We start from the raw sequence: 19,043 nt of genomic DNA, 5'->3' as shown, positions 1-19,043 counted from the left end.
TGTGGGCGGGCTTTCCGCTTCACCTCTCAGCCTTCGTTGCCCGCCTCGCACAGGGTACCCAGCCAGTCCCGCAACTGCCGGCGCGCCAGCTGCACGCGCTTGCGCAGGTTGGGCTCGCTGACGTGCAGCAGGCCGGCCAGGTCCACGTACTCCACACCGCAGATGCAGTGCTGCTCCAGGGCCTGGCCGAGCTTGGGCGGCAGCCGGTGCAGCGCCTTGTCCAGCACCTCCACCGCCTCCTGCAGGCAGGCCTGGCGCTCGGGGCCGAGCTGCTGCGGCTGCCAGGCGGCGTTGTCGTGCAGTTGCTGGTCGAGCCAGTCGAGGTTGCAGGTCGAGGGCGTGCTGCGCAGCCGGTCGATGCAGTGGTTGCTGGCCACCCGACGCAACCAGGCCGGCACGTTATCCACAGCCTCCAGCCGCCCGGGTTCGCGCAGCAGCAGGGTGAACAGGCGCAGGCGCAGCTCGCTGAGGGCGTCCTCCGCATCGTGGGGGTTGCGCGTCAGCTGCTGGCAGCGCTTGCGCATCAGTGGTTCGTGGTCGATGAGAAATTTCCATAGCAGTCTCCGCTGCGTGCCCTGCTCCAGGCTCGCGTCCAGGTTGCTCGCCATAACCATTCCTTGATCCTTCTAAATGCCGGTGGCGACGGTGCTGCACTGGCAGTCCTTGCCAGACCGGCTGGAGCAAGCAGGACGAAGGCGTGCCCGGGTTTGTGAAGGGGTTTCTAACAGGCGAGGCGAGCGCTGCGGGGATGGCGTGAGGTGATTTCAGGCGCAGGGGCCGGGCCAGGGCGGCCAGGGCGTTTGCCGGCCAGGTGCGCGCAGCACAGCCCAGGGCGTAGCGGCTTTCGTGGGATGGCGTAGAGCGAAGCGAAACCCATGGGGCGGGGAGCGGCAGGCGGAACTCCAGCAATGCCCGGGGTGATGCTATCGAACGATAGGGACGGAGGAAGGCGAGGGTGGCCATGGTGGGCGAGCAGCGCCCACCACTGAACCAGGAGGCTCAATCGGCCATTGAGGGGAAGCGGCCGACGGCGGATGCGCCGGCCGTATGAAACGGGGTTACTGGAGGGTGACGATCCACTCGGCGAGGACCTTGGCTTCTGCCTCGCTGACGGCGTTGGCCGGCATCGGGATGGGGCCCCACACGCCCTTGCTGCCGGTGAGGATGCTGTGGCTGATGTGCGCTGCGCCGTCGGCGCCGTACTTGGCCGCGACCTTCTGGAAGGGTGGGCCCAGCACCTGCTTGTCGATGGCATGGCAGGCCACGCACGACTTGGCCTTGAACAGCTCTTCACCGGGGCTGGCCATGGCGTTGGCCTGGGCCAGCAGCCCGCCGAGCAGCAGGGCAACCAGTGCTTTGTTCATGAACGTCTCCTCAGGGCTGGGCGCCTGTGCGCCGGTCGGTTGCGCCGGTTTTTCCCGGCGTCTGGGGCGATTCTAGGAGCGCTCCGCTGGGGCACCGCTTGATGGCGATCAAGAACTTCGCGCATTGCGCTTGAGCCCCTCGGCCTGGCTGGCTAGCGTGCCCAGCCGTAACCCGAACGGAGAATCGCCCCGCCATGAACGCCCCTGTCCAGAACATCCCGCCGCTCTTCTACCAGCCGACCGGCAACGAGGTGGCGCTCTTCACCGAGGCCGCCGCCCAGGGCATGCCGGTGCTGATCAAGGGCCCCACCGGTTGCGGCAAGACCCGCTTCGTCCAGCACATGGCCCAGCGCCTGAACCGACCGCTGTATACCGTGGCCTGCCACGACGACCTGTCGGCGGCGGACCTGGTCGGCCGCCACCTGATCGGCAGCGACGGCACTTGGTGGCAGGACGGCCCGCTGACCCGCGCGGTGCGCGAGGGCGGCATCTGCTACCTCGACGAAGTGGTGGAAGCGCGTCAGGACACGGTGGTGGTGCTGCACCCTCTGGCGGACGATCGCCGCGAACTGTTCATCGAGCGCACCGGCGAATCCCTGGTGGCACCGCCCGGCTTCATGCTGGTGGTGTCGTACAACCCCGGCTACCAGAACCTGCTCAAGGGCATGAAGCCCAGCACCCGCCAGCGCTTCGTCGCCCTGCGCTTCGACTACCCGACGCCCGACGCGGAAGCCGGCATCATCGTCCGCGAAGCCGGTGTCGCGCCGGAGCTGGCGCAGCGCCTGGTGCAACTGGGTACCGCCCTGCGTCGGCTCGGCCGCCAGGAGCTGGAAGAGGTCTGCTCCACGCGCCTGCTGGTGCTTGCCGCGCGCCTGCTCAACGCCGGCGTGGCCCCTCGCGACGCCTGCCGGGCCGCTCTGGCCGAACCGCTGTCGGATGACGAAGCCACGGTGGCGGCGCTGATGGACCTGGTCGATGTCCACTTCGCCTGAGGCCGCTGCCAATGCCCGACACCTGCCGGGTGACCTGGCGATGTGGTTCTTCATCCTCGCCGAGCTGACCGTCTTCGCCATCCTCATCATCGCCTTCGCCGTGGCCCAGCGCCTGGACGTGGAAGGCTTCCGCGCCGGCCGTGCGCAGCTGGACCTGTCCACCGCCCTGGCGCTGACCCTGACGCTGCTCAGCGCCGGCTTCTGCGCGGCCCTGGCGGTGCTGCGGGTGCGGCGCCAGCGGCAGGGCCAGGCGGCCATCCTGCTGGGCGTTGCGGTGGTTCTGGGGCTGGTCCACGTGGCGTTGAAGTCCGCCGAGTATCACCACTTCGCCACGCTCGGGCTGGGCCTGGAATACAGCACCTTCTTCACCCTGTTCTGGCTGATCACCGGCTTCCACTTCCTGCATGTGTGGCTGGGGCTGGTGATCCTCGGCTGGATGCTCCTGCGCTGCCTGCGCGGGGCGTACCGCGACGGCGAACTCGGCGGGCTGGAGTCCGGCGCTCTCTATTGGCACATGGTCGACCTGGTCTGGGTGGTGCTATTCCCGCTGGTCTACGTATTGGCGCCCGGACCATGAGGGCGCTGCTGCTGGCCTGGCTGGCGATGTTGCCCATGTCCGTCGCCGGGGTCTGGCTGGGGCATCGCGAGCCGGCGGCGCTGCTGCCGGTAGCAGTGATCCTCCTGCTCGGCCTGGGCAAGGCCTGGCTCATCGCCCTGCGCTTCATGGAGCTGGGGCACGGCCCTCGGCTGTGGCGTTCGCTGCTGCTCGGTTGGCCGCTGCTGCTCACCGGGGTGATCTTCGCCCTGCACGCAATACCCTGATTCTCCTCAGGAAAAATACCTGACTGGAACAATCGGTCTTTCTTGATTGCCATCAAGCGAGGTGCCTGGGGGCGGTTCCTACAATGGCCACGCAACCGTGACCCAGGAGGGCCCATGTCAGAGACATTCACTAAAGGTATGGCGAGGAACATCTACCTGGGAGGAGGCGTTTTCTTCTTCCTGGTATTTCTCGCCCTGACCTATCACACAGAGACCACCTTCCCCAAACGCACCAACCAGGGCGCGCTCACCGAGTCGGTGGTGCGCGGCAAGCTGGTGTGGGAGCAGAACAACTGCGTCGGCTGCCATTCCATCCTCGGCGAGGGCGCCTACTTCGCGCCGGAACTGGGCAACGTGGTGATCCGCCGTGGCGGTGACGAAGCCTTCGACACCTTCCTCGCCGCCTGGATGAAGATGCAGCCGCTAGGCGTGCCCGGCCGCCGGCAGATGCCGCAGTTCAACCTCAGCGACCAAGAGGTGTCCGACCTCGCCGCGTTCCTGCGCTGGACCTCGAAGATCGATACCAACAACTGGCCGCCGAACAAGGAGGGTTGATCATGACCCCGAGCAATCCGTACCTGAAATTCGCCTCGCAGGCGGTCGCCAAACCGTACTTCGTGTTCGCCCTGATGCTCTTCGTCGGGCAGATCCTCTTCGGCCTGATCATGGGCCTGCAGTACGTCGTCGGTGACTTCCTGTTCCCGCTCATCCCCTTCAACGTCGCCCGCATGGTGCACACCAACCTGCTGATCGTCTGGCTGCTGTTCGCTTTCATGGGGGCGGCCTACTACCTGATCCCCGAAGAGGCCGACCGCGAGCTGTACAGCCCGAAACTGGCCATCGTGCTGTTCTGGGTGTTCGCCGCCGCCGGCGTGCTGACCATCCTCGGCTACCTGCTGGTGCCCTATGCGGGCCTGGCGAAGATGACCGGCAACGAGCTGCTGCCGACCATGGGCCGGGAGTTCCTCGAACAGCCCACCATCACCAAGATGGGCATCGTGGTCGTCGCGCTGGGCTTCCTCTTCAACATCGGCATGACCCTGCTCAAGGGCCGCAAGACCGCCGTCAGCGTGGTGATGATGACCGGCCTCGTGGGCCTCGCCGTGTTCTTCCTGTTCTCCTTCTACAACCCGGAGAACCTGGCCCGCGACAAGTACTACTGGTGGTGGGTCGTGCACCTGTGGGTGGAAGGCGTGTGGGAACTGATCATGGGCTCGATGCTGGCCTTCGTGCTGATCAAGATCACCGGCGTCGACCGCGAAGTGGTGGAGAAGTGGCTCTACGTGATCATCGCCATGGCCCTGATCACCGGCATCATCGGCACCGGCCACCACTACTTCTGGATCGGCGCCCCGACCGTCTGGCTGTGGCTCGGCTCGATCTTCTCCGCACTGGAACCGCTGCCGTTCTTCGCCATGGTGCTGTTCGCCTTCAACATGGTCAGGCGCCGTCGCCGCGAGCACCCCAACAAGGCTGCCTCGCTCTGGGCCCTGGGCACCACCGTCACCGCCTTCCTCGGCGCCGGCGTCTGGGGCTTCCTGCACACCCTGGCGCCGGTCAACTACTACACCCACGGTTCGCAGCTCACCGCCGCCCACGGCCACCTGGCCTTCTACGGTGCCTACGCGATGATCGTCATGACCATGATCAGCTACGCCATGCCGCGCCTGCGGGGCATCGGTGAGGCACCCGACGCCCGGGCCCAGAGCCTGGAGATCTGGGGCTTCTGGCTGATGACCATTTCCATGCTGCTGATCACCCTGCTGCTCACCGCCGCCGGCATCGTGCAGATCTGGCTGCAGCGCATGCCGGCCGATGGCGCCGCGCTGCCGTTCATGGCCACGGTCGACCAGCTGAAGGTGTTCTTCTGGCTGCGCCTGTACGCCGGCGTGGGCTTCCTCATCGGGCTCATCTGCTACCTGTTCAGCTTCCGTCAGCGCGGCCGTGTCGCCGTGGGGGAGGTGCAGATGAACTGAGGGCGTACCGATCCGGGCCCGTCCTTCTGCGACGGGCCTTTCGCGTTATCGCAGCCATCGGCAGGCCGCATCTGCCGGTGGCTCGAATCACTCCTTCCCCCCAACCCTCTCCCAGGAGGCAGGTGCCCATGACCATTCACCTCGAAGTCGAAGAAGGCTTCGGCCGCGCCTGGCACCGCTTCATCACCCGCCGTGCCAGCCCCGAATTCGACGAGGCGGCCGTGCCCCTGGACGCCATGCGCCGTAGCCTGCTCCTGCTGTTCCGTGGCACCGGCGGCGAGGCCGGTGTCGGTGTGGAGGCGGCCAGCGCCCGCGAGCTGCTGGTGCGCCGCAGCCTGCTGCAACAGGTGGCCGGTACCTGCCAGCAATTGCCGGTGGCCTGGTTCGATGCCGACTCCCTGCGCCTACCCGCGCAGTTGGCCGTCTACCCCGATGCCGAACTGAACCGCGAGCTGTACCGCTGGCTGGCGCTGCTGGCCGCCCACAGCCAGCCGATGCGCCACTGGGCGCGGGACAACCAGGCCTGGACCCTCGCCGTGCTCGAACGCTACCCGCTGCTGCGCCCACGCTACCAGCGCCTGGTGGAGGCGCTGCTGAGCCTGCGTCCCGATCCCGCCGCCTTGCCTCCCGCCGAAGCGGCGCTGGAGCGTGCGCTGCAACAGGCCCTGCACAAGCCGGGCAGCCTCGAGCGCCTGCCGCGCAGCGAGAAGGCCCCCTGGCCGCTGCCGCTGTGGCTCTACCCGCCGCAACGCCTGGCCGCGCCGCAGCACGCCGAGCTGGTGGAGGGCGACGAGCAGGGCCGCTCCGCCCACAGCGAGGCCAAGGGCCAGGCACGCAAGCGGGCCGAACGCACCGGGCAGGACCCCGGCCGCGGCGGCCTGCTGCTGTTCCGCCTGGAGAACCTGTTCAGCTGGTCCGAGCACGTCGAGCTGGACCGCGCCGGTGACGACAGCGAAGACCTGGATGCGGCCAAGGTCGCGGACGATCTGGACCACCTCAGCCTGTCGCGGCAACGGCAGAAGAAGGGCGGCGGGCTGAAGCTCGACCTCGACCTGCCCGCCGCCGAGTTCGATGACATTCCCCTGGGCGAAGGCATCCGCCTGCCGGAGTGGGACCATCGCCGCCAGCAGCTGCTCGCCGACCATGTCTGCCTGCAGCCGATGCTGCCGCGCGACGCCCAGCCGGCACCGTTGCCGGATGCCCTGGCACCCATCGCACGGCGCCTGCGCCGGCAGTTCGAAAGCCTGCGCCAGCAGCCGCAGTGGCTGCATCGCCAGCCCCAGGGCACGGAGCTCGACCTCGACGCCTGGCTGGACTTCAGCGTCGAGCGGCGCCTGGGGGCGTGCAGCGAGCCGGGGCTGTTCCGCGAACGTCGGCAGGCCCGGCGTGACCTCGCCTGCCTGCTGTTGGCGGACCTGTCCATGTCCACCGACGCGCACATAGACAACCAGCACCGGGTCATCGACCTGATCAGCGACAGCCTGCTGCTGTTCGGTGAAGCGCTGCAGGCGGTGGGCGACCGCTTCGCGTTCTACGGCTTCTCCTCGCTGCGCCGCCACCAGGTACGCATGACCCAACTGAAAAGCTTCGATGAACGCCACGACGACACCGTGCGCGGCCGCATCCGTGCATTGCGCCCCGGCTACTACACGCGCATGGGCGCCGCCATCCGTCGCGCCACGCAACTGCTGCTGGAGCGCAAGGAACGCCAGCGCCTGCTGCTGATCCTCACCGACGGCAAGCCCAACGACCTGGACCGCTACGAAGGCCGCTACGGCGTCGAAGACACCCGCCAGGCCGTGCTCGAAGCACGCCGCGCCGGGCTGCTGCCGTTCTGCATCACCATCGACCGCGAGGCGGCGGACTACCTGCCCTACCTGTTCGGCAGCCAGGGCCACCTGCTGATCAACGACCCGGCGCAACTCCCCGTGCGCCTGCCCCAGCTCTACCGCCAGCTCACCCAGCGGCAGGGTTGACGCATCCCGCGCGCGGGGTCGTCAGGGGGCATTTGTAGGATGGGGCGGGCGGCGTTCCGCGAGGTACGAAACCCATGCTGTTCCAGCGCTCGGTCCTGATGGGTTTCGCTGTGCTCTACCCATCCTACGGGCTCGGTCTAGATGGGGTTCAAGGTGTTCGTCAGCGCGGCAGCCAGAGCATCATCGCCAGGCAGAACACCGCGAGCATCACGCAGTACCAGCGGAAGCGCTGCAGCCGGCGCTGGCGCGCCAGGTCCTGGCCGGTCGGCAGCGACATGCCGCACTGGGGGCAGTCGTCGTGGTCGTCGCTGCTTTCGTACTGGCAGTACAGGCACTGGCGCATGGCTTACTCGAACTGTTCCAGGCGGGAGATATCGAGCACCTGCACGTTGCGCCCGTCCAGATCGATGATGTGCTCGTCGATCAACCGGCGCAGCACGCGGGAGAAGGTTTCCGGCTGGATCGACAAATGCCCGGCCACCAGTTGCTTGGCCATGGGCAGCTCGAAGCGATGGGCTTCATCGCCCAGGTGGTTCAGCTGGGTCAGCAGGTAGCGCACCACGCGGTGGGTGGAGTTCTTCAGCGACAGCGTCTCGATTTCGTTGATCCGCCGGTGCAGGCGCACGCACAGGGTGGCGAGCAGGGAAAAGGGCAGTTGCGGGTTGCTGTGCAGCAGCTCCATGTAGGTGCGATTGGCGAAGCGGTAGACCTGGGTGGGCTCCAGCGCCTGGGCCGAGGCCACGTAGTCTGGGGTGTCCATCAGCATCATGGCTTCGGCGAAGGTCTGCCGGCTGCCGACCACCTCCAGCACCTTCTCCTGGCCCTCCGGGGTCAGGCGGAAAATCTTCACCGCACCAGAGATCACGAAGTAGAACGCATGCGCCGGCTCACCCTGGAGGAACAGCTTGTCGCCCTTCTCCAGGTTGAGCAGTGCGCTGCTGGCCAGCAGGTGCTCCAGCTGTTCCTCGTTGAGCACGTTGAACAGGTGGTGGCCACACAGAATCTGGTGGTGGACGCGATGCGCGTGCATGGCGGGGCGTTCCTGGGCAGGGGAAATCCCGCCAGTATGCACGCCGCCTCCCGATGGGGTGATGAGGCAGGCTGTCACAGGTCACACCTCCGGGGCGTTCTTCAGGCCGGGTGGTTGGCGCCGAGGAACAGCAGGTTGTTTTCCAGGTTGATGTGCTGCATCAGGTCGCGGCGCAGCGTCTCCAGCCCGCTGTAGAGGCGGCGCCAGCTGTTGCAGGCGTCGGCCGGCGGGGTGAGGTCGTCGGTCAGCTCGGCCAGCACCGCCAGGGACTGCGCATGCTCGTCGTGCTCATGGCGCATCACCCCGATCGGCCCCTGCACATGGGCCAGCGGAATGCCCTGGCGCAACCAGGGGAACAGCACGCTTTCCTCCTTGCACATGTGCCACTCCAGCTCCTCCTGCATCTTTCTCAGGTGCGCGGTGAGCCCGGCCGGGCATTGCGGATGGTCGGCGTGGGTCTTCTCGACGCGATCGGCCAGGGGGATCAGTGCCGGGAACTGCTCGCGGTGGACGGCGTGGTAGCGCTCGAGGATGTGGTCGATCAGCTCGGCGTTGCTGGTCAGCCGCCAGTCGACCTGGGGGCTGCCGGGCGGCAGCGCCTGCAGCTGCTCGGCGATGCGCTGGGCGTCGAGGCCGCGCTCGCGGGCTGCATCGCCCAGGCTGCGCTGGCCGGCGCAGCAGAAGTCGAGCTTGTAGTCGTGAAACAGCGCAGTGCTGCCGGGCAGGCTGAAGCTCAGCTCGCTCAGGGTGCGTTCGGTGAGGTTGTCGTGCATGGCGGGCCTCCGGTGGAGTGGGGCACGGCGGGGCAGGCGTCGTGGTGATGGCGGCAGTCTAGGGACGGCCCGCGCCGGGCGCCTTGATTGCAGTCAAGCGTCCTCGTGGGCGGGCTCCCGCTCGTCGCCACCGGCGATCTGCATCAGCCGCTGCGGGTTGCACACCAGCAGCTTCTGCCGGCCGCCCCGCACCAGGCCGCGATCCTCCCAGGCGCTGAGGATGCGCGAGACGGTGTGCAGGGTGGTGCCGGTCATCTCGGCGATGTCCTGGCGGCTGACCGGGAAATCGATGCGGATGCCGTCCGCCTCCGGGCGCCCGGATTGCTGCACCAGGCGCAGCACGGTGTGGGCGACGCGGCGTTCCACCTCCTCGGTGGCCAGCTCGCAGAAGCGCACATGGGCTTCCTGCAGGCGCACGCCGATGGCCTGCACGGTGTTCAGGGCGAAGCCGGGGTGCCGGGCCAACAGCGGTTCCCACTGGCGGGTCGGCCAGGCCAGGGCGAGGCTGTCCTGGGTGGCGCAGGCGGTGGCCGGGTAGTCGCCACGGCCCAGGGCGCGGACGAAGCCGAACAGGTCGCCCGGGTTGACCACCCGCACCAGCACGCGCTGGCCGTCGCCGGTGATCTGGCTGGCCTTGAGGCGGCCGTGCACCAGCAGGTAGAACGCTTCCGCCGGGGCCCCCTGTTCGAACACGGTGTCGCCGTTGTGCAGGCGCAGGATGGCGGCCTGGCTGAGGATGTCGTCCTGCTCTTCGCGGCTGCTGTTGGCGAAGGGCGGCAGGCTGGCGAGCCAGGCGCGGTTGAGGGCGAGATCGGCAGTCACGGCAATGATTCCCAAGGTTCCGCCGCAGCATAACCCCTAGGGCAGGCGGCAGAACTTGAGGGGGATCAAGGGATGTCCCTGACCAGGCGGAAACCCAGGTTGTCCGGTGGCTGGCCGGCGGCGCAGCCACCGCCGCGGGCGTCCCGCACGAAGTCGTTGATGGCGGCGCGGTGACGGCCTTCGGCGATGCGGATCGAGCAGGCCTCGATGCGGCTGAGCTGCACGCCCTGGCCATCCAGCTTGACCCGGTGGTGGCAGCTGTCGGTCCACTCCCAGACGTTGCCGGCGAGGTCGGCGATGCCGAATTCGTTGAGCCCGTGGCTGCCGCGCACCTGCGCCTGGGCCGATTCGGCAGTGCGCGTCTCGGCCTCGAAGCTGTAGCGCGCCAGCCAGCGCCGTGCCGGGTTGCTGCCATCGTCGTCGATGAGCAGGGCATCGTCGGCCCAGCGTGAACCGGCGAAGAAAGCCCATTCGACATCGCTGGGCAGGCGCCAGCGCTGCCCGGTGCGGCGGGTCAACCAGTCGGCATAGAACTGCGCGTCCAGCAGGCTCACGCCGGTGAGGGGCAGGTCGTCGCGGGGGCGGTCGCCTTCGCTCAGCGGCAGGCAGTCGCCGTCGGCCACGCAGCGGGCGTATTCGCCCTGGCTGACCTGGTACTTCATCACCTCGAAGCTGGGTTGCAACTGCTCGCGTCGGGCAGGCGCGTCGATGGCGCGCGCATCCTGCCAGTAGTCGCCAGCGGGGCGGAAGGTGAAGGCACGGGCCGTCAGGGCCACCGTTTCCGGTGCCAGTTCGGGCTCGTGGCGGGGGTTGAGGAGCAGCACGGCTGCACCGAGCGCGAAGGCGACGGGCAGGCTGATCAGGGTGGCCTTGTGCATGGCGGTGTCGTCCGTTGGCCAAGGTGGATGGCCGGCCCTCCCGGGCCGGCCGGCGGGCTTACTTGATCGGCGACGGCGGCTCGATCTGGCTCATCAGGTCGGCGTTCCACTCACCCTCCACCTGGAAGTGCGCGGTGGCACCCAGCAGCACACCCTCGATCAGGTTGTGGTTGAGGTAGGCGTACAGGCCCGGCTGGCGGAAGGTGTAGAGCGCCGCTCCGGCCGCGCCGCCCGGGATGAACCAGGTTTCCAGGTCTTCCTCCGGCGGGTTGTTGAACTTGCCGCTGGCCCAGACGTGGTCGCCGTGGCCACCGATCAGGTGCGGGCGGGTGTCACGGTTGGCCTGGGAGTGGACGATCAGCACCGTCTCGCCGACGTTGGCCTTGAGCGCGTTCTTGCCGGTCAGCGCGCCGACCTTGCCGTTGAACACGATATGGCTGGGGATCAGCCCCTTCATCACCACCTGCATGTCGACGAAGCTCTCCATCGGGCTGGCGTAGCGCTTGAACTTGCCGTCCTTGTCACGGGGCACGTAGAAGTCCTGTTCGCCGACGTAAAACACCTTGTCGTACTTCAGCGCCTTGCCGGCGCGATCCTTCAGGCCGTCACGCGGCAGCACCATGATCGCGCCGTTCATGCCCGAGACCACGTGCCAGGGGATCATCGCTCCGCCCGGCGCGCAGTGGTACACGAAGACCCCGGCGCGGGTCGCCTTGAAACGCAGCTTCACCTGCTCGCCGGGGCTGACGATGGTCAGTGCGCCGCCGCCCAGGGCGCCGGTGGCGGCATGGAAGTCGATGTTGTGGGCCATGCTGTTGCTGGCCGGGTTGACCAGGGTGAGTTCCACGTAGTCGTCCTGGTGCACCACCATCAGCGGGCCGGGCACCGAACCGTTGAAGGTCATGGCGTGGACCTCGGTGCCCTCGTCATCGAGCACCAGGGTCTTCTCCTCGATGGTCAGGGTGAACTCCACCACCTTCGGCTTGCCGCTGGCGCGCGCCTCGTGGGCATGGACGAAGGGCGGCGCCACCAGCTCGACCTTGACCCGCTCCAGCTTGGACAGGTCGGGCGCCTTACCCATGTTCTTCGGTGCCGGCTCGCCGGCCATCGCTTTGGCGCTGCCAAGTACCGAGCCGGTGACGCCGAGCACCACCGCGCCTGCCAGCAGGGTACGGCGGGAAAGGGACATCTCTTCCTGATCGTGCATGGTGCATCTCCGTAAAGGACTTCGTCGTGGCTACAGAGATACCGCGTGGGCAGAAACTTTCTTTGAGCTGAGACAAACAAGCCTGCAACTGGACAACCTGTCGCAGGGGGAGATGTGCGTCAGGTCGCGTTTGTGTTGTCGGCGGCTTTTCGTAGGATGCGTCGGGCGGCGTTCCGCGAGCGAAGCGAAACCCATCGCGCGGACGTGGCAGAAATCCCGAAGCCCCTCGGAAAGCACCCTGCTTGAGGGAAGCGCGTCGAATCCACAGCAACGCTCGGCAATCGGCTGGACTCGAAATTCTGCTTGGGGCTCAATCCTTCTCGAAGAAGCCCTTGGCGTCCTTCAGGTAGGCCTCGCGGGTGGGGCCGTCCAGCCAGCGGGCGTAGAGCCCGATCAGCTCTTCGCCGCGAAGGTCGCGGATCACTTCGTTGATCGCCTCGATGGCCTTCTTGCCTTCGGGGGTCTTCGAGCAGCCGACGTAGGCCAGCAGGTAGCTGGGCATGCCCTGCACCGGGTAGAAGCGCAGGTTGGAGACGTCCACGCCATCGGTCTCGGCCAGGTAGCGCACCTCGGGCCAGTAGCCGAGCAGGGCGCTGATGCGGCCGTGCTGCTGCATCTGCAACAGGCTGCCCAGGGCGTTGTTGCCGTGGTGCACCTGCAGGCGCTCGGGCGGCGTGGCGTGCAACGTGGCGTCGATCAGCGGCCCGTAGCTGCGCTCCACCAGCACGCCGAGGCGGAAGCGCGGGTCGGCGAGAAAGCCCGCCAGGTCGATCTTGCCGTCGTGCAGGTAGGGCTGGATCTGCGCCTCCAGTTCCTGGCGGATCACCACGCCATTGGTGACCACGCCCAGGGTGGGAATGGAGAAGTGCATGAACTGCTCGCGCTCCTTGCTCCAGAGCACGCCGGGGTCGCAGGTGAGGGTGTCGCGGGCGAGCATCTGGTTGGCCCGGGCGCGGTTGACCCGGCTATTCAGGTGGCGGTACTGCGGCAGCCGTTCTTGCAGCAGGCCGAGCATCACATCGGCGATGCCCTGGCCCTTGAGCGGCCCCTCCATGATGTTGAACGGCGCCATGTCGCGCACCGTCCAGGTGATCAGCTGGTCCGGTGCTGCGGCGCAGGTGCTGGCGGCGCCCAGCAAGGCGGCGCCCAGCAGGGCGCGGCGGGCGGGGGAGGGCCGGGGTGCGGAGTGCTTCATGCGGGGTGGCCGTTTCAGATGGCGCCTTCCTTGCGCAGCGTATCGATGCGCGAAGCGTCGTAGCCGAGGCCCGTAAGCAGCTCGGCGGTGTGCTCGCCCAGCTCCGGGCCGACCCATTCGGCCGAGCCCGGCGTCGCCGAGAGCTTGGGCACGATGCCGGGCATGCGGAACGGCTTGCCGTCCGGCAGGCGCGCCTGGAGGAACATCTCCCGGGCGATGAATTGCGGGTCGTTGAACATGTCTTCGGCGGAGTAGATGCGGCTGGCCGGCACTTCGGCGCGGGTCAGGGTCGCCAGCACCTCGTCCAGGGGCAGCGAGCCCACCCAGCGGTCGATCACCCCGTAGAGTTCGTCGCGGCGCGCATCGCGGCCATCGTTGCTGGCCAGGCTCGGATCGGTGGCCAGGTCCTCGCGGTCAATGGCCAGCATGAAGCGGCGGAAGATCGCGTCGCCGTTGGCGCCGATCTGCACGTGGCGGCCGTCGGCGCTGGTGTGGATGGAGGAGGGGGTGATGCCGGGCATGATGTTGCCGGTGCGCTCGCGGATGAAGCCGAACACATCGAACTCCGGGACCATGCTTTCCATCATGGCGAACACCGCCTCGTACAGCGCCACGTCCACCACCTGGCCTTCACCGCCATTGACCTCGCGGTGGCGCAGCGCCATGAGCGCGCCGATCACGCCCCAGAGCGCGGCGATGGAATCGCCTATGGAGATGCCGGTGCGCACCGGAGGGCGGTCTTCGAAGCCGGTGATGTAGCGCAGCCCGCCCATGGATTCGCCCACCGCGCCGAAGCCCGGCTGGTCCTTCATCGGGCCGCTCTGGCCGAAGCCGGAGAGGCGCACCATCACCAGCTTCGGGTTCAGTGCGTGGATCACCTCCCAGCCGAGGCCGAGCTTCTCCAGCACGCCGGGGCGGAAGTTCTCGATAAGGATGTCCGCCTCGCTCAGCACTTGCTTGAGGATGGCGATGCCGTCCGGGTGCTTGAGGTTGAGCGTCAGCGACTTCTTGTTGCGCGCCTGCACGAACCACCAGAGCGAGGTGCCCTCGTACAGCTTGCGCCACTTGCGCAGCGGGTCGCCGCCATCGGGCGACTCGACCTTGATCACCTCGGCGCCGAACTCGGCGCACAGGCGCGAGGCGAAGGGGCCGGCGATCAGGGTGCCGAGTTCGATGACTTTCAATCCGGCGAGGGGCTTGGCGAGGGTATCCATGGCACATCCGTGGGGCAGGGAAAAATCCCGCGTAGCCTAGACCATTGCCCCGTTGCAGTGCAGCCGTCCGCCGGCTGCTTTTTCGTGAAACACGTCGGTCTTCGGTCCCTGTCTGCTGTTCAAGGGCCCGTCACGGGGTTCTAATCCCTGGCGATACCCATCGCGCACATCGGAAACCAGGGACAGGTCCTCATGCTCGGCGCTCATCTCCACACCCTTCCAGAACCCTCCGGACACGCTTCGGGGCATAGTGCTGCGCGCCTTTTACAGGGGCTCTCAAATATCACATGTGATGTATTGAAAGCTTACATGTGATGAATTATTCTGCGCCCATGCAAAACAAGTCATCCGCCCATTACCAACGTTTGTTCCGCCAGCGCCTGCGTGATCAGGGGCTGGTGAAAAAGGAAGTCTGGATACTGCCGGAGAACGCCCAGGCGCTTCTGGCGGTTGAACGCAAGCTGCGCCAGCCCCAGCCGGGGCCGGTCAATCTGGAAAAGGAGGGGGCCATGGAAATGCCTCAGATCTGGAATGCGCGTGCGCTCTGCGAGGCCTTGGCCGCGACCGAGCTTTTCACCCGTGGCGATGCCGGCATCGAGCTGATCGAAGGCGCCGAGCCGAGCTTGCACGTCACCATGCACGAATACGGCGACCTGCCGCTGTTCGTCGCCCTGCACGGTGAGCAGATCATCGTCGAGGCGCTGCTCTGGCCGCAGAGTGAAGTCACCGACCTGGTGGCCTTCAACGAAGAAGTGCTGCTCAGCCGCCAGCTGTTCCCGCTTTCCAGCATCGGCCTGGAGACGCTGCCCGGCGGCGAGCGTTGCTACACCATGTTCGGTGCCCTGAGCGCCACCTCGATCCTGTCCAACGTGGTCTACGAGATCGAGACCCTCGCCAGCAACGTGATTCGGGCGACCGAAGCCTACGAAGGCTACCTGAAGGCTCAGGCCTGACCTGGAGGATGCACATGAACGTTTGGAGCAAGCTGTTGACCGCCCTGCGTGGCGGCGTCAACGAAGCCGGCGAGGCCATTGTCGACAGCCAGGCGCTGCGTATCCTCGACCAGGAGATCCGCGACGCCGACCTGGAGCTGCGCAAGTCCAAGGAAGCCCTGGCCGAGATCATGGCGCGGCAGAAACTGGCCGAAGACCGTGCCAACAAATGCACCGCCAAGGTCGCCGAATACGAAGCCTATGCACTCAAGGCCCTGGAAGGCGGCAATGAGGCCCTGGCCAAGGAAGTGGCGGAGAAGATCGCCAACCTGGAGAACGAGCTGGCCGTCGAGCGCGAGCAGGCCGCTGGTTTCGCCGCCAGCGTGGCCCAGTTGCGCAAGGCCGTGACCCAGGCCGAAGGCAATATCAAGCATCTGAAACAACAGGTGGATACCGTCAAGGCCACCGAGAGCGTGCAGAAGGCGCAGATGGCCGTGGCCCAGCGCTACAGCGGCTCGCAGACCAAGTTGCACACCGCCGTCGAATCGCTGGAGCGCATCAAGCGCCAGCAGGCCGAGCGCGCGGCGAAGCTGGAGGCGGCCGCCGAACTGGCCGCCACCAGCAGCCCGGACGATGACCTCGATGCCAAGCTGCGTGCAGCCGGCATCGTCGCCGATGGCACCAGCGCCGACAGCGTGCTGGCCCGCCTGAAGGACAAGGGCAAGTCCTGATTCACCGTTGAACGGGCGGGGCCGCTTGGCTCCGTCCAGCCTTTTCAGGGATAGGAAAGCGATGGACATTTTCCTGCAGACCGCACTGTCGTTCCCCACCGTGCTGTTCAGCTTCCTGCTGTGCCTGGCCATCGTCTACTGGGCGATCGTCGCGCTCGGGCTGGTCGACGTCGACATGCTGGATGTCGAGGCCGACTCCTTGCTCGAAGGCTCCAGCGCCGAAGGCATCGCTGCACTGCTATCCAAGCTCAAGCTCAATGGCGTGCCGGTCACCCTGGTGCTCAGCCTGCTGTTCGCCAGTTCCTGGCTGCTCAGCTACTTCGTCGAACTCCTGATCCTCAGCCACCTGTCGCTGGGCCTCCTGCGCTACCCGCTGGGCCTGGTGGTGGCCGTCGTCGCGCTGGGCCTGTCGCTGCCGGTGGCCGCCGCCGTGTGCAGCCCGCTGCGGCCGCTTTTCCGCAAGGCCGAGGCCGTCACCAGCAAGAGCGTGCTCGGCCAGACCGCGGTGATCCGCAGCGGCCGGGTCACCCAGGAGCATGGCGAGGCCGTGCTCGAAGACGGTGGAGCCGGGCTGATCCTCAAGGTCCGCGCCGAGGAGGCCAAGGGCCTGAAGCGTGGCGACCGCGTCGTATTACTGGAATACCTGGAGGCGCAGCACGCCTATCGGGTCATCACCGAGGACGAATTCCGGGGCATCTGACCCGGTGCGCCTCAGTATCAAAGGAGAGTGATTGCAAATGAACAACATAGAGTGGGTGATGCCCTTCTTTACCGTGCTCGGCCTCGTGGTCCTGTTCGTGGTCGGCATCCTGGCCCTGTTCAAGGCGTTCTACATCAAGGTCCCCCAGGGCACGGCACTGATCGTCAACGACATGTCCTCCACGCCCAAGGTGCACTTCACCGGTTCCCTGGTATACCCGGTCATCCACCTCAAGGAGTTCATGCGCATTTCGCTGATCACCCTGGAAGTGGACCGTCGCGCCAAGGACGGGCTGATCTGCCGCGACAACATGCGCGCCGACATCACCGTGGCCTTCTACCTGCGCGTCAATGAAACCCAGCAGGACGTGCTCAAGGTGGCCAAGGCCATCGGCGTCGAGCGCGCTTCCGACCGCGCCGCGGTGAACGAGCTGTTCAACGCCAAGTTCTCCGAGGCGCTGAAGACCGTCGGCAAGCAGTTCGACTTCGTCCAGCTGTTCGAGAACCGCCAGGACTTCCGCGACCGCATCATCGAAGTGATCGGCAACGACCTGAACGGCTATGTGCTCGAAGACGTCGCCATCGACTACCTGGAGCAGACCGCGAAGAACTCCCTCGACCCGAGCAACATCCTCGACGCCGAAGGCATCCGCAAGATCACCGAGCTGACCGCCGCGCAGAACGTCATCACCAACGAACTGGAGCGCAACGAAGAGCTGGCGATCCAGAAGAAGAACGTCGAGACCCGCGAAGCCGCCCTGGCACTGGAACGCCAGCAGGCCGATGCCGAGGCCCGGCAGAAGCGCGAGATCGAAACCATCCGTGCCCGCGAGGAAGCCGAGACCGCCAAGGTCAAGGAAGAGGAACGCCTCAAGGCCGAGCAGGCGCGCATCCAGGCGCAGCAGGAGATCGACGTGCGTGTCGAGAACCACCAGCGCGAAGTGGAAGTGGCCCAGCAGAACCGCCAGCGCGCCGTGGTCATCGAGGTGGAGAAGGTCACACGTGCCAAGGACCTGGAAGTGGTCGCCCGCGAGCGCGAGGTCGAGCTGCAGCGCATCGAGAAGGAAAAGGCGCTGGAAGAACAGCGCAAGAACATCGCCAACGTGATCCGCGACCGCGTCGCCGTCGAGAAGACCGTGGCCCAGGAAGAAGAGCGCATCAAGGAAGTACGTGAGATCTCCGAGGCCGAGCGCGCCAAGCAGGTCATCGTGCTCCAGGCGCAAGCCGAAGCCGAGCAGGAGCTGGTGCGCCAGGTCAAGCAGGCCGAAGCCGACGAAACCCGCTCCAAGCACAAGGCCGTGGAAATCAACAACCTGGCCCAGGCCGAACTGGAAGCCGCTGCCAAGCAGGCCGAAGCCAAGAAACGCCTGGCCGAAGGCATCGAGGCCGAGCGCGCCGCCCCCGGCCTGGCCGATGCGCGGGTGCTGGAAGTCACCGCCGCCGCCAAGGAGAAGGAAGGCCTCGCCGAAGCCCGCGTACGCGCCGAGCAGCTGATTGCCGAAGCCCGTGGCGAGCAGGAAAAAGGCCTGGCCGATGCCCGCGTGCTGGAAGCCGCCGCTGCTGCCAAGGAGAAGGACGGCCTGGCCGAAGCCAAGGTCCTGGAAGAGAAGCTGGGTGCCCAGGCACGCGGCGAGGAACAGCTCGGCGCCGCCAAGGCCAAGGCCACCAAGGACCTGGGTTCGGCGGAAGCGGAGATACTGCTGCAGCGCCTCAACGCCGAAGCCGAAGGCCTGGGCAAGAAGTTCGGTGCCCTGGATGCCCTCAGCGACAGCGCTCGCCAGCACGAAGAGTTCCGCATGCAGCTGGAGAAGAGCTTCGAGGAGGCCATGGCTGCCATCGCCGCCAACAAGGACATCGCCAAGGACCAGGCCGAGGTGCTCGCCACTGCGCTGGGCAAGGCGAAGATCGAGATCGTCGGCGGCGAAGGCGACTTCTTCAACTCCTTCGCCAAGTCGCTGTCGGTGGGCAAGGCCATCGAAGGCGTGGTGGGCAAAAGCCCGGTGGTGCAGGACGTGCTCGCCCGCCTGCTCAACGGCAAGTCGGCGCCTGCCGCTGCCGTCGCCGCGCCGGCCAAGGCCGAGCCCCAGGACCCGGTCGCCGGTGCCTGACGGAGGCCCGCTTCAAACCACCAGGCACCCGGTGCACCTGGGTGCCTGAACCCCACGAATGAACAGGGAACATGTCATGTCCGAACCCAGGGATTATCTGGAACTGTCCTTCCGCTCCATCCACTGCTTCGCCAACGACGGCCGGCTGGACGTGCACGAGCTGGGCTCGCTGCTGGCCATCGCCGAGCGCGACGGCGTGATCGATGAGAACGAAATCCGCGTGCTGAAGAAGATCATCGCGCACATCAAGCCCGAGGAACTCGACTCGGCGATGCGCGACAAGGTCGCCGAAGTCGCCCGGAAGATCGGCGCCTAACCGCTCCA

Annotated in this window: 21 protein-coding genes; 11 read left to right on the top strand and 10 right to left on the bottom strand. The window is 66.8% G+C overall.

The window, feature by feature from the left end:
• Positions 1-26 precede the first annotated feature (26 nt).
• Complete coding sequence (locus OEJ36_RS01325) at positions 27-608, bottom strand: RNA polymerase sigma factor (RefSeq protein ID WP_021217082.1); 582 nt, start codon at positions 606-608, stop codon at positions 27-29.
• Between the two features lie 450 nt (positions 609-1,058).
• On the bottom strand, positions 1,059-1,364 hold the full coding sequence (locus OEJ36_RS01320) for a c-type cytochrome (protein ID WP_021217081.1): 306 nt from the start codon (positions 1,362-1,364) through the stop codon (positions 1,059-1,061).
• Positions 1,365-1,558: 194 nt separating this feature from the next.
• Here OEJ36_RS01320 and OEJ36_RS01315 point away from each other — a divergent pair, with 194 nt between their 5' ends.
• From OEJ36_RS01315 to OEJ36_RS01290, 6 genes are all read left to right on the top strand, one after another.
• Entirely contained in the window at positions 1,559-2,356 is a 798-nt protein-coding gene (locus tag OEJ36_RS01315; RefSeq protein WP_263400082.1) for a CbbQ/NirQ/NorQ/GpvN family protein, read from the top strand.
• Positions 2,340-2,933 carry a cytochrome c oxidase subunit 3 gene (locus OEJ36_RS01310; RefSeq protein ID WP_263400081.1) on the top strand — a complete coding sequence of 198 codons (594 nt, stop codon included), beginning with the start codon at positions 2,340-2,342 and terminating at the stop codon, positions 2,931-2,933. The genes OEJ36_RS01315 and OEJ36_RS01310 overlap by 17 nt, the downstream gene beginning before the upstream one ends.
• Positions 2,930-3,178 (top strand): cytochrome C oxidase subunit IV family protein, encoded by a 249-nt coding sequence (locus OEJ36_RS01305; RefSeq protein ID WP_263400080.1) that lies wholly within the window; start codon positions 2,930-2,932, stop codon positions 3,176-3,178. Before OEJ36_RS01310 ends, OEJ36_RS01305 begins: the two co-directional genes overlap by 4 nt.
• Positions 3,179-3,292: 114 nt before the next feature.
• Entirely contained in the window at positions 3,293-3,733 is a 441-nt protein-coding gene (locus OEJ36_RS01300; protein ID WP_263400079.1) for a c-type cytochrome, read from the top strand.
• Between the two features lie 2 nt (positions 3,734-3,735).
• A complete protein-coding gene (locus OEJ36_RS01295; protein ID WP_411860955.1) occupies positions 3,736-5,154 on the top strand; it encodes a cbb3-type cytochrome c oxidase subunit I in 1,419 nt (472 codons plus the stop codon).
• Positions 5,155-5,282: 128 nt separating this feature from the next.
• Complete coding sequence (locus tag OEJ36_RS01290; protein WP_263400078.1) at positions 5,283-7,130, top strand: nitric oxide reductase activation protein NorD; 1,848 nt, start codon at positions 5,283-5,285, stop codon at positions 7,128-7,130.
• Positions 7,131-7,290: 160 nt separating this feature from the next.
• Here OEJ36_RS01290 and OEJ36_RS01285 read toward each other — a convergent pair whose 3' ends face one another.
• The 8 genes from OEJ36_RS01285 to OEJ36_RS01250 form a co-directional block, all read right to left on the bottom strand.
• A complete protein-coding gene (locus OEJ36_RS01285) occupies positions 7,291-7,473 on the bottom strand; it encodes a protein DnrP (protein ID WP_263400077.1) in 183 nt (60 codons plus the stop codon).
• 3 nt (positions 7,474-7,476) lie between these two features.
• The gene (locus tag OEJ36_RS01280; protein ID WP_263400076.1) at positions 7,477-8,160 is read right to left on the bottom strand and encodes a Crp/Fnr family transcriptional regulator; all 684 of its coding nucleotides are present in this window, start codon (positions 8,158-8,160) and stop codon (positions 7,477-7,479) included.
• 101 nt (positions 8,161-8,261) lie between these two features.
• Positions 8,262-8,933, bottom strand: coding sequence for an iron-sulfur cluster repair protein YtfE (gene ytfE / locus OEJ36_RS01275; RefSeq protein ID WP_263400075.1), 672 nt, complete (start codon positions 8,931-8,933; stop codon positions 8,262-8,264).
• Between the two features lie 93 nt (positions 8,934-9,026).
• Positions 9,027-9,755, bottom strand: coding sequence for a Crp/Fnr family transcriptional regulator (locus OEJ36_RS01270; RefSeq protein WP_021217071.1), 729 nt, complete (start codon positions 9,753-9,755; stop codon positions 9,027-9,029).
• Between the two features lie 65 nt (positions 9,756-9,820).
• Complete coding sequence (locus OEJ36_RS01265) at positions 9,821-10,633, bottom strand: formylglycine-generating enzyme family protein (protein ID WP_263400074.1); 813 nt, start codon at positions 10,631-10,633, stop codon at positions 9,821-9,823.
• Between the two features lie 58 nt (positions 10,634-10,691).
• Entirely contained in the window at positions 10,692-11,840 is a 1,149-nt protein-coding gene (gene nirK / locus OEJ36_RS01260; RefSeq protein ID WP_411860954.1) for a copper-containing nitrite reductase, read from the bottom strand.
• A 310-nt stretch (positions 11,841-12,150) separates the two neighbouring features.
• Positions 12,151-13,035 carry a TIGR02285 family protein gene (locus OEJ36_RS01255; RefSeq protein ID WP_263400073.1) on the bottom strand — a complete coding sequence of 295 codons (885 nt, stop codon included), beginning with the start codon at positions 13,033-13,035 and terminating at the stop codon, positions 12,151-12,153.
• A gap of 14 nt (positions 13,036-13,049) precedes the next feature.
• A complete protein-coding gene (locus OEJ36_RS01250; protein WP_263400072.1) occupies positions 13,050-14,249 on the bottom strand; it encodes a CaiB/BaiF CoA transferase family protein in 1,200 nt (399 codons plus the stop codon).
• A 332-nt stretch (positions 14,250-14,581) separates the two neighbouring features.
• Here OEJ36_RS01250 and OEJ36_RS01245 point away from each other — a divergent pair, with 332 nt between their 5' ends.
• The 5 genes from OEJ36_RS01245 (at position 14,582) to OEJ36_RS01225 (ending at position 19,035) form a co-directional block, all read left to right on the top strand.
• Entirely contained in the window at positions 14,582-15,202 is a 621-nt protein-coding gene (locus OEJ36_RS01245; protein WP_263400071.1) for a YjfI family protein, read from the top strand.
• Positions 15,203-15,216: 14 nt separating this feature from the next.
• Positions 15,217-15,912 (top strand): PspA/IM30 family protein, encoded by a 696-nt coding sequence (locus OEJ36_RS01240; protein WP_263400070.1) that lies wholly within the window; start codon positions 15,217-15,219, stop codon positions 15,910-15,912.
• Between the two features lie 61 nt (positions 15,913-15,973).
• The gene (locus OEJ36_RS01235; RefSeq protein WP_263400069.1) at positions 15,974-16,612 is read left to right on the top strand and encodes a YqiJ family protein; all 639 of its coding nucleotides are present in this window, start codon (positions 15,974-15,976) and stop codon (positions 16,610-16,612) included.
• A 58-nt stretch (positions 16,613-16,670) separates the two neighbouring features.
• Positions 16,671-18,719 carry a flotillin family protein gene (locus tag OEJ36_RS01230; RefSeq protein ID WP_263400166.1) on the top strand — a complete coding sequence of 683 codons (2,049 nt, stop codon included), beginning with the start codon at positions 16,671-16,673 and terminating at the stop codon, positions 18,717-18,719.
• 76 nt (positions 18,720-18,795) lie between these two features.
• Positions 18,796-19,035 (top strand): hypothetical protein, encoded by a 240-nt coding sequence (locus tag OEJ36_RS01225; RefSeq protein ID WP_263400068.1) that lies wholly within the window; start codon positions 18,796-18,798, stop codon positions 19,033-19,035.
• The last annotated feature ends 8 nt before the right edge of the window (positions 19,036-19,043 follow it).

The sequence above is a fragment of the Pseudomonas sp. PDM13 genome (assembly GCF_025685765.1).
In the GTDB taxonomy this organism is placed as follows: Bacteria; Pseudomonadota; Gammaproteobacteria; order Pseudomonadales; family Pseudomonadaceae; genus Metapseudomonas; species Metapseudomonas solani.
The sequence above is the reverse complement of the archived record's forward strand: the minus strand, read 5'-3'. Positions and strand labels throughout refer to the sequence as shown.

Coding starts and splice junctions, on each gene's coding strand:
- OEJ36_RS01325 (WP_021217082.1), bottom strand. CDS start 608: ATGGCGAGCAACCTGGACGCGAGCCTGGAGCAGGGCACGCAGCGGAGA.
- OEJ36_RS01320 (WP_021217081.1), bottom strand. CDS start 1,364: ATGAACAAAGCACTGGTTGCCCTGCTGCTCGGCGGGCTGCTGGCCCAG.
- OEJ36_RS01315 (WP_263400082.1), top strand. CDS start 1,559: ATGAACGCCCCTGTCCAGAACATCCCGCCGCTCTTCTACCAGCCGACC.
- OEJ36_RS01310 (WP_263400081.1), top strand. CDS start 2,340: ATGTCCACTTCGCCTGAGGCCGCTGCCAATGCCCGACACCTGCCGGGT.
- OEJ36_RS01305 (WP_263400080.1), top strand. CDS start 2,930: ATGAGGGCGCTGCTGCTGGCCTGGCTGGCGATGTTGCCCATGTCCGTC.
- OEJ36_RS01300 (WP_263400079.1), top strand. CDS start 3,293: ATGTCAGAGACATTCACTAAAGGTATGGCGAGGAACATCTACCTGGGA.
- OEJ36_RS01295 (WP_411860955.1), top strand. CDS start 3,736: ATGACCCCGAGCAATCCGTACCTGAAATTCGCCTCGCAGGCGGTCGCC.
- OEJ36_RS01290 (WP_263400078.1), top strand. CDS start 5,283: ATGACCATTCACCTCGAAGTCGAAGAAGGCTTCGGCCGCGCCTGGCAC.
- OEJ36_RS01285 (WP_263400077.1), bottom strand. CDS start 7,473: ATGCGCCAGTGCCTGTACTGCCAGTACGAAAGCAGCGACGACCACGAC.
- OEJ36_RS01280 (WP_263400076.1), bottom strand. CDS start 8,160: ATGCACGCGCATCGCGTCCACCACCAGATTCTGTGTGGCCACCACCTG.
- ytfE (WP_263400075.1), bottom strand. CDS start 8,933: ATGCACGACAACCTCACCGAACGCACCCTGAGCGAGCTGAGCTTCAGC.
- OEJ36_RS01265 (WP_263400074.1), bottom strand. CDS start 10,633: ATGCACAAGGCCACCCTGATCAGCCTGCCCGTCGCCTTCGCGCTCGGT.
- nirK (WP_411860954.1), bottom strand. CDS start 11,840: ATGCACGATCAGGAAGAGATGTCCCTTTCCCGCCGTACCCTGCTGGCA.
- OEJ36_RS01255 (WP_263400073.1), bottom strand. CDS start 13,035: ATGAAGCACTCCGCACCCCGGCCCTCCCCCGCCCGCCGCGCCCTGCTG.
- OEJ36_RS01250 (WP_263400072.1), bottom strand. CDS start 14,249: ATGGATACCCTCGCCAAGCCCCTCGCCGGATTGAAAGTCATCGAACTC.
- OEJ36_RS01245 (WP_263400071.1), top strand. CDS start 14,582: ATGCAAAACAAGTCATCCGCCCATTACCAACGTTTGTTCCGCCAGCGC.
- OEJ36_RS01240 (WP_263400070.1), top strand. CDS start 15,217: ATGAACGTTTGGAGCAAGCTGTTGACCGCCCTGCGTGGCGGCGTCAAC.
- OEJ36_RS01235 (WP_263400069.1), top strand. CDS start 15,974: ATGGACATTTTCCTGCAGACCGCACTGTCGTTCCCCACCGTGCTGTTC.
- OEJ36_RS01230 (WP_263400166.1), top strand. CDS start 16,671: ATGCCCTTCTTTACCGTGCTCGGCCTCGTGGTCCTGTTCGTGGTCGGC.
- OEJ36_RS01225 (WP_263400068.1), top strand. CDS start 18,796: ATGTCCGAACCCAGGGATTATCTGGAACTGTCCTTCCGCTCCATCCAC.